The 7,851-nt window shown below is 69.4% G+C and carries 7 protein-coding genes and 2 pseudogenes; 2 read left to right on the forward strand and 7 right to left on the reverse strand.

Annotation, left to right across the window (positions count from 1 at the left end; translation table 11 throughout):
• Positions 1–1,221, forward strand: a 1,221-nt coding sequence (locus tag CSW58_RS08090) for an OB-fold nucleic acid binding domain-containing protein (protein ID WP_236627718.1), incomplete at its 5' end; no start/stop codon positions are given.
• A gap of 200 nt (positions 1,222–1,421) precedes the next feature.
• Here CSW58_RS08090 and CSW58_RS08100 read toward each other — a convergent pair.
• From CSW58_RS08100 to CSW58_RS08110, 4 genes and pseudogenes are all read right to left on the reverse strand, one after another.
• Positions 1,422–2,948, reverse strand: a complete 1,527-nt coding sequence (locus CSW58_RS08100; RefSeq protein WP_236627719.1) for a nucleoside-diphosphate sugar epimerase/dehydratase — start codon at positions 2,946–2,948, stop codon at positions 1,422–1,424.
• The gene (locus tag CSW58_RS15110; protein WP_236627720.1) at positions 2,918–3,277 is read right to left on the reverse strand and encodes a hypothetical protein; all 360 of its coding nucleotides are present in this window, start codon (positions 3,275–3,277) and stop codon (positions 2,918–2,920) included. The genes CSW58_RS08100 and CSW58_RS15110 overlap by 31 nt, the downstream gene beginning before the upstream one ends.
• An 87-nt stretch (positions 3,278–3,364) precedes the next feature.
• Positions 3,365–4,530: pseudogene (glp, locus tag CSW58_RS08105) on the reverse strand (gephyrin-like molybdotransferase Glp).
• Between the two features lie 258 nt (positions 4,531–4,788).
• A complete protein-coding gene (locus tag CSW58_RS08110; RefSeq protein WP_099446953.1) occupies positions 4,789–5,556 on the reverse strand; it encodes a CPBP family intramembrane glutamic endopeptidase in 768 nt (255 codons plus the stop codon).
• A 224-nt stretch (positions 5,557–5,780) separates the two neighbouring features.
• Between CSW58_RS08110 and CSW58_RS13730 the strand changes: the two genes are divergently transcribed.
• The gene (locus CSW58_RS13730) at positions 5,781–6,212 is read left to right on the forward strand and encodes a DUF6334 family protein (RefSeq protein ID WP_143755131.1); all 432 of its coding nucleotides are present in this window, start codon (positions 5,781–5,783) and stop codon (positions 6,210–6,212) included.
• A 201-nt stretch (positions 6,213–6,413) separates the two neighbouring features.
• On the opposite strand, the gene CSW58_RS08115 is transcribed toward CSW58_RS13730, so the two are convergent.
• The 3 genes and pseudogenes from CSW58_RS08115 to CSW58_RS08125 all read right to left on the reverse strand — a co-directional run.
• Positions 6,414–6,881, reverse strand: a complete 468-nt coding sequence (locus CSW58_RS08115) for an SRPBCC family protein (protein ID WP_099446954.1) — start codon at positions 6,879–6,881, stop codon at positions 6,414–6,416.
• Complete coding sequence (locus CSW58_RS08120; RefSeq protein ID WP_099446955.1) at positions 6,859–7,224, reverse strand: helix-turn-helix transcriptional regulator; 366 nt, start codon at positions 7,222–7,224, stop codon at positions 6,859–6,861. The genes CSW58_RS08115 and CSW58_RS08120 overlap by 23 nt, the downstream gene beginning before the upstream one ends.
• A 273-nt stretch (positions 7,225–7,497) precedes the next feature.
• Positions 7,498–7,851 (reverse strand): annotated as a pseudogene (locus CSW58_RS08125) (ferredoxin--NADP reductase); the annotation flags it as partial.

The following is a 7,851-nucleotide window of genomic DNA, read 5'->3' on the forward strand; positions in this document are numbered from 1 at the left end:
GCCGACGGCCTGCGCCGGGCCATGGCCACCTTCAAGAACCTCGGCGACCCGGCCGAATATCGCGAGAAGTTCGTCGGCGGCATGACGGCGCGCGGCTATGACCCCGACTTCGCCGCCCGCTGCTTCAAGCAGATCGAGGGCTTTGGCCATTACGGCTTCCCCGAAAGCCACGCCGCCAGCTTCGCCAAGCTGGTCTATGTCTCGGCCTGGCTGAAATGGGCCTGGCCCGACGTGTTCTGCGCCGCCCTGATCAATTCCCAGCCCATGGGCTTCTACCAGCCGGCCCAGCTGGTTCGCGACGCCCGCGAGCACGGGGTGATCGTGCTGCCGCCCGACGTACTGGCCAGCGACTGGGACTGCACCCTGGACGCCGCGCCGGGTCCGGAGACGCGCGATGACCGGCCGCAGCCGCCGCTGCCTCCGGACCGACTGTTCAACCCCGCCACCCGGCCGTTCTGGAAGCCGGTTCGCCTGGGGCTGCGGCAGATCAAGGGGCTGCGCGAGGACGATGGCCAGCGGCTGGTCGCCGCCCGCGCCGCCGGGGCCCGGCAACCGGCCGACTTCGCCCGGGCCGGGGTGTCGCAGCGCGGGCTGGAGCTGCTGGCCGAGGCCGACGCCTTCGCCTCGGCCGGGCTGAGCCGCCGCGACGCCCTGTGGCGGATCAAGGGGCTGAAGGGCGAGAACCGCATCGACAGCCAGGCCCCGCTGCTGGCCGGCCTGCCCCTGTTCGAGGCCGCCGTGGCCCTGCCGGCCATGGCCCTGCCCCAGCAGGTGGCCGAGGACTACCGCACCACCAGCCTGTCGCTGAAGGCCCATCCCTGCGGCTTCTTCCGGCCGATGCTCGACCGGCTGGGCGTCGTGCCGGCCGAGCGGTTGAAGTCGATCCGCGACGGCCGCCGGGTGGCGGTGGCCGGGCTGGTCCTGATCCGCCAGCGGCCCGGCACCGCCAAGGGCGTGGTGTTCATCACCCTGGAGGACGAGACCGGGGTGGCCAACGCCGTGGTCTGGAAGGACTGTTTCGAGGCCAACCGCCGGGTGGCGATGAGCGCCGCCTTCCTGGTCGTGCACGGCCGGCTGCAGGCCGCCGACGGGGTGATCCATGTGGTGGCCGAACGCTTCACCGACCTCTCAGGCGAGCTGGCGCGGCTGAAGACCGAGCCCGGGGCCCCGCCGCCGGCCCGATCCTCCGGCCGCCTGCAGCGCAGCCGGGACTTTCACTGAGGGAGGCGGTGCGAATGTCTTCGCCCTCGCAACCCTCGCCTTTATCTCCACCTCCCCGGCGAAGGCCGGGGCCCAGATTCAGCCTGAGCGTTTGGGGTTGATGCGCCTTCTGTCCTGACCCGGTTGCCGCCTTTCGGGGTTCGATCTGGGCCCCGGCCTTCGCCGGGGAGACGGACATCGAGGGGCGGTCCCGCTCTTCCCTAGACCCGCGTCCCGACCCTGCCCTTGGCGGGCGTCGTGGCTCGCAGGCGCTCGACCAGGTCGAACAGCTGGGTGCGGACGCCGAACTCGTCGCAGGCCAGGGACGAAGCCTCCAGCGTGGCCAGGGTGGCCTCGTCGATGGCCGGCAGCGGGGCCAGGGGGGTGGCCTCGACCACGCCCTGGGCCTTGGGGCGCGCGGTCTCGTTGATGTCGACCAGGGCCTCGGTGAGCTTCTCGCCCGGACGCAGGCCGGTGATGCGGATCTCGATGTCCTGGTCGGGGACCAGGCCCTGCAGGGCGATCATCCGCCGGGCCAGCTCGATGATCTTGACCGGCTCGCCCATTTCCAGGGTCAGCACCCCGTCCGGCGAGCCCGGATCGGCGGCCGACAGGGCCACGGCCCGCAGGACCAGCTGCACGGCCTCGGGAATGGTCATGAAATAGCGTTCGACGTCGGCGTGGGTCACGGTGACCGGTCCGCCGCGGGCGATCTGGTGCTGGAAGATCGGGGCCACCGAGCCGGCCGAGCCCAGCACATTGCCGAACCGCACGATGCTGACCCGGGTGGCGTCGCTGGCCCCGTACTGGCGGGCCACCGCCTCGGCGATCCGCTTGGTCGCGCCCATCACGCTGGTCGGGGCGACGGCCTTGTCGGTCGAGATCAGGGCCATGTGGGCCGCGCCGGCCGCCTTGGCGGCGAGCGCCACGTTGCGGGTGCCCAGCACATTGGTGCGGGCCCCTTCGCAGGGATGGTTCTCGACCAGGGTCACATGCTTGAGGGCGGCGGCGTGGAAGACGATGTCGGGCCGCTCGGCGGCGAACACCCGCTCCAGGCGCAGGGCGTCGCGCACGTCGCAGATCACCTCACGCCGGGCCAGGGCGGGCCAGGCCTCGCCCAGCTCGCGGTCGATGCGGAACAGATTGGCCTCCGAAGCGTCCAGCAGGGTCAGCTGGGCGCAGCCGCTGGCGGCGATCTGGCGGGCCAGTTCCGAGCCGATGCTGCCGCCGGCCCCGGTGACCAGCACCCGGCGACCGGCCACCAGGGCGCGGACCGGTTCGGGATCCAGCCGCACCGGCGGGCGGCTGAGCAGTTCTTCCAGGCTGATCTCGCGCAGGCCGCGCCCGCCCATCTCGATCAGGCCCTGGCTGCGCAGCAGGCGCACGCCCTCGGTCTTCAGCCGGCCCAGGCGCTCGGCTCCGAACACGTTCAGCGGCCCGGAGGCCAGGAACAGCATGGCCGCCGGATAAAGGCCGCCTTCGCGCAGCTGGCTCATCACCGCGTCGAACTCGCCGACCGATCCCAGCACGCAGACGCCGCGCAGTTCCTCGCCGGTCTCGCGGGCGTCGGGGGTCAGCACCCCGACCGGGGCGAAGCGTTCGCCGTGCGAGGCGGGGGCGCGCAGGAATTCCTCGGCCTCGCTGGCCGAACCGACGATCAGCAGGCGGGGCAGGGCGGGATGGGCCGGGGCGGGCCGCAGGCGGACCAGGGCCTCGATCAGCACGCCCTCCAGCTGGGCCCGCCGCACAGGGCCAGCTGGATCAGGGCCGCGGCCATCAGGGTGCGCGCGCCGCCCGGCAGCTCGGGCGCGATCACCCGGGCCAGGAGGGCAAAGACCAGCACGGTCAGGATCGACGAGCGGGCCAGGCGCAGGCCGTCGCTGGCCGCCACGAAGCGCCAGGGCGCGCGCTCGACCTGGAACAGGGCCTCGACCATCAGGGCGCTGAAGGCGTAAAGCGCCGCGTGCAGGGTCAGTTCGGCGGGGTCGAGGACGGAACCGGCCGCGAGCATCTGGGCCAGGATCAAGGCCAGAACGGCCAGGATCACATGCGCGGCGACCTTGCCGGCTCTACCCATCAACAACACTCCTGCGGCGACGCACGCCGCCAAGGCTCGAATTCCACCAAGTCGGCCTTAGCACGCCCGCTCCGCGCCGTCGCCGATTCAGGCGCGCGCCAGGGGGAGAACCACCGCCAGGTCCCCAACCTGGCGGGCGCCGCGCCGGGAGGGCGCATCAGCAGAGCATCGGCCCGGGCGAAGACGCTGACCAGCGAGGAATCCTGATCGGAGAACGGCGTCACGGTCACTCGCCCCTCGGGATCAATGGCGCGGGTCGCGCGCATCCAATGCTCGCGCGGTCCATTGGCCGGCAGGGGCGCGGTCAGGCGGGCGACCGACAGCGGCGGGGCGGGGTCGGCGCCGGTCAGGGCGGCCAGCAGCGGCCGCAGGAACAGCTCTGCGCAGACCAGGCCCGAGGCCGGATTGCCGGGCAGGCCCAGTACGCGGCGGCCGTCGGTGAGCCCGCCGAACCAGGTCGGCTTGCCGGGCCGCAGGGCGATGGTCTCGACGCTCAGGGTCAGGCCCAGTTCGGCCAGGGCCGGCTTGACCAGGTCGTAGTCGCCGACCGAGGCGCCGCCGAGGGTGACGATCAGGTCGGCCGGCGCCGCCGCTACGGCCGCGGTGATCGCCTCGAGGCTGTCGCCGGCGGCGGTCAGGCGGATCGCCTCGCCGCCCCAGGCCTCGACCAGGGCGGCCAGGCTGAAGGAGCCGGACTCGAAGATCTGGTCGGGGCCGGGCGTCCGGCCGGGCGCGACCAGCTCGTCGCCGGTGGCCAGGATGGCGACGCGCGGGCGGCGGGCCACGGCCAGCACGTCCCGACCGGCCGCCGCCGCCAGGGCCAGCCGCCAGGGATCCAGCCGCAAGCCCGCCGCGAGCAGGCCGTCTCCGGCCCGAAAGTCGCCGCCGGCCGGGCGGATATGGGCGGCGGCCTCGCCCTCGAGGCTGAAGCGCACCTGGTCGCCGTCGCGGACGGCGTTTTCCTGGATCACCACCAGGTCGGCCCCGGGCGGCACGGGCGCGCCGGTGAAGATCCGTACTGCCTCGCCGGGCTGCACCGGGGCGGCATGGGCCCGGCCGGCGGCGCTCTCGCCGGCGATCTGGAAGCTTGCGACCGTGGCCAGATCGGCCCGCCGGATCGCCCAGCCGTCCATGGCCGAGGCGGCGAACGGCGGCTGGTCGCGCTCGGCCACGACAGCCTCGGCCAGCACGCGGCCCAGACTGGCCGCCAGGGCGACCTGTTCGATACCCAGCGGCGCGGCACCGTCCAGCATGCGGGCGCGGGCCTCGGCGACGGGCAGGTTCCTGAGCGGGCGGGGTGAGGTCACGGGCGGGCGGGCTTTCTGGCGGCGGGTGGGGGCACCTTACAGAGTTCGGCCGCTTCGTTCGCGGGGGCAAGTGTGGGGGCGGGCTGTGGGCGGCCATGGCCTGGGGGCGCGCTGTTAGGGGACCTTCGGTAGGGCTGAGAAGGGTGATGGGGTGGACCTAGTCCCATGGCTTCAAAGCCGTCTGCCGCGAGCATGATCGGCTACCTACAGAACGCGGAAAAAAATCCAGGCGGTCATCGTCAGATTGAAGCCCGCATGGGCCAAAATGGAGCCAATGATCGAGCCGGAGGCTCGACGCGCCCACGAAAAGACAAGGCCAGTAGCGAACAGGCCAGCCACCCACCAGACCGCCGGGCCGACAAGGAACGTCCAGCCAGCTGTCCGCCAAATCAGGCCAAAATGAGCGAGATGCACCAAGGCGAAGGCCCCAGCCTCAAAAAGTGAGGCCCGGCCTTCACCGAACCGACCCGTCAGGGTCTGATGGACAAGTCCGCGATAAAATAGCTCTTCGCCTATCGGACTAAAGGTCATTCCGATCACGGCAAAAACGGCGAAGAGGATCAGCCGCGTCTGATCGTCCATCGGGGACGGAACGCCAGAATATGTTCCAGCGATGTAGACGAATGCGTTGTCGTCCCCAGAACCGAACAGGACGCCAGCGGTGACCACCATCGCGGCGCAAGCTAGCGCACCCAGGCAAAACCCGGCGGTGACGCCACCGAGCGAGGTTGGCCTTACCATGCCGATCCGGCTTCGGCCCTCGCCTGTCAGCAGGATCAGAGGAGCTAGAGCCATGACTACGAACAGGACAGATACCGGACCGTAGTTGTTCGTGACATTCGCCTGCATCACCAAGCCGAACCTTGCAGCACTGAATAGGGCCAGCAGGAGGAGGCCCGTCCCGACGCCGAAACTCAACCATCTCCGAAACAGCCGCTTGAAGGGCTGGGGCGTCAACTCATGCATGTTCATGGTCAAGCCTTGCCATTATGGGGAACGCCGCGCCAGACCCGCCAAGTCTGGTGGTGATCCCGTGACGAATCTCCGCAACGGGTCAGCAGCAGAAATGAGTCCGCGCCCGAAGCCGGACCTTCGACTTGGCTGCGCAGTGCCGACGTCAGGAGGGTCAACTAGGGGTGGTAAGAGGCTAAAGCCCTCTATAGCTGTGCTTGTCGGGTCAGTTTTGGAGTAAGCTAGTGAGCACGGAAGACCTCCCTCGAGCCCAAGGATTGGTGCGCTTCGGGCCAGAGCGGCACGAAGAACTTCACGATCAGACCGTCCGACGTATTACAGCGAAGATCGATCCCGAAGACCCTCTCCCGATATGGTGGGAAATGGTCGTCATGGGCGACACACTCGGCCTTCATATTACTGTGAACCCAGACACCGATGAGCTCATCGTTAAACTTACCGAAATTTCGGAACCGGGAGGCGGTGAATGGACCGATGTAACGGTCCTGGCCGACTGTATTGGTGGTAAGATTGGCTGGTGGTGGTGTTCCATAAATTCTCAAGGTTCCTGGGACATGTTCACGCTTGCATTTGCCGAATGGGCGGTACCGAGCGTAGCTTTCTTCGGAATCGCTTCCGAAGTGCAGGTGATGCGGATGGAAATAATCAGTCCCTAAAAACGAGATCGGGGCGATCTTTAGGCGAACTAAAATCCTCAGCTTGCCCTTGCACTATCCTCGGGCGCGCGCTTCGCGCGACCCGGGGGCGCCAGCTTCCCCAAAAGGGAGAGCCGCTACCCTCCGCCAAGCCTCGAAAGCGGCCTTCACCCCCGCCGCAGCCTGCTGACCTCACCAGCCCGCGCCGGTCCGGCGCGCTCCTTAGCCCCCAAGGGTGGCGAGCAGGGCGTCCAGTTGCGCGAACTGTTCGGGCATCCCTTCTTCCGCCCCGCGGCCCTTCTCGAGGGCCGCCTTCGAGGGGTAGGTTTCGAGCACGGTCAGCAGCGTCTTGCCGTCCTTGTCCTCGAAGGTCACCGTGGTCACGGCGCCGTCTTCCTCTTCCTCATTCGTCCAGACCAGGCGCGAGGGCGGCGACACCTCGAGGTACTGGCCGACGAAGGCCATGGACTCCGAGGCGTCGCGCCCGAACACCAGGCGGTAGCCGCCCCCGGTGCGGACATCCATCTCGCAGCCCAGCAGGGGCACGCCGATCGATTTGGGCGCCCACCACTGCTTCATCAGCGCGGGCGTGGTCCAGGCCTCGAACACCAGACGCGGCGGGGCGTCGAAGGTGCGGGTGACGATGAGCTCGCGCTCGGATTTCCGGTCAATCGTCGTGCGGTGGCTCATCGGTCGTCTCCCTGAGTTTCAAAGTCTCGACCACCTGGTCCAGGGCGTCGAAGCGGGCGGCCCAGAGCTGGCGGTAGCGTTCGATCCAGGCCGCCTCGTCCTCAAGCCGGCGCAGGCCCAGCCGACAGGTCCGCACGCGTCCGATCTTCTGGGTCGTGACGAACCCGGCCTGCTCCAGCACGCCGACATGCTTCTTCATGCCGGTGAGGGTCATGTGGAACCGGTCGGCCAGGTCGGTGATCGAGGCGTCGGAACGGCCGAGCTGCTCCAGCACGCCGCGCCGGGTGGGATCGGCGAGGGCGGCGAAGGCTGAATCGAGGCGGGCCGTTTGATGCTGAACCATTTGGTTCAGTGTTAGCGCGGAGCGACGCGACAGGCAAGGGCGGCGTACCCGAGAGCGGATCTCGCGTTCCATGAAGAAGGTGCAGGGGAGCCCCAAACGATCCTCGCCCTTTGGGGGAGGTGGCCCAGAAGGCCGGAGGGGGTAGCGCGGCGCGGGCCGCGAGGACCCCCCTCAGTCGCGGAATTTATCCTCGGGCGCGCGCTTCGCGCGACCCGGGGGCACAGCTCCCCCAAAGGGAGAGCATTAAGCCGCCGCAGCCCGGCGATCGCGTCCCTACCCGACGAAGGCCCGTTCGATCACGAAGTCGCCGGGTTCGGCGTTGGAGCCTTCCTTCAGGCCGTGGGCCTCGAGCAGGGCGGCGGTGTCCTTGATCATCGCCATCGAGCCGCACAGCATGGCGCGGTCGTGTTCGGGGTCGAAGCGGGTCTGGGCCAGGCCCAGGTCACGGAACAGCTGGCCGCTCTCGATCAGGTCGGTGAAGCGGCCCTGGCGCTCGAACGGCTCGCGGGTGACGGTGGGGTAATAGACCAGCTGCTTGCGGGCCTCGTCGCCGACCAGCGGGTCGTCGAAGATCTCGGACGTGAACAGGTCGCGATAGGCCAGTTCCTTCACCTCGCGCACGCCGTG

Origin of the sequence: Caulobacter sp. B11, from assembly GCF_002737765.1 — a bacterium.
Taxonomy (GTDB): domain Bacteria; phylum Pseudomonadota; class Alphaproteobacteria; order Caulobacterales; family Caulobacteraceae; genus Caulobacter.

Coding starts and splice junctions, on each gene's coding strand:
- CSW58_RS15110 (WP_236627720.1), bottom strand. CDS start 3,277: ATGGGTAGAGCCGGCAAGGTCGCCGCGCATGTGATCCTGGCCGTTCTG.
- CSW58_RS08120 (WP_099446955.1), bottom strand. CDS start 7,224: ATGGTTCAGCATCAAACGGCCCGCCTCGATTCAGCCTTCGCCGCCCTC.
- CSW58_RS08110 (WP_099446953.1), bottom strand. CDS start 5,556: ATGAACATGCATGAGTTGACGCCCCAGCCCTTCAAGCGGCTGTTTCGG.
- CSW58_RS08115 (WP_099446954.1), bottom strand. CDS start 6,881: ATGAGCCACCGCACGACGATTGACCGGAAATCCGAGCGCGAGCTCATC.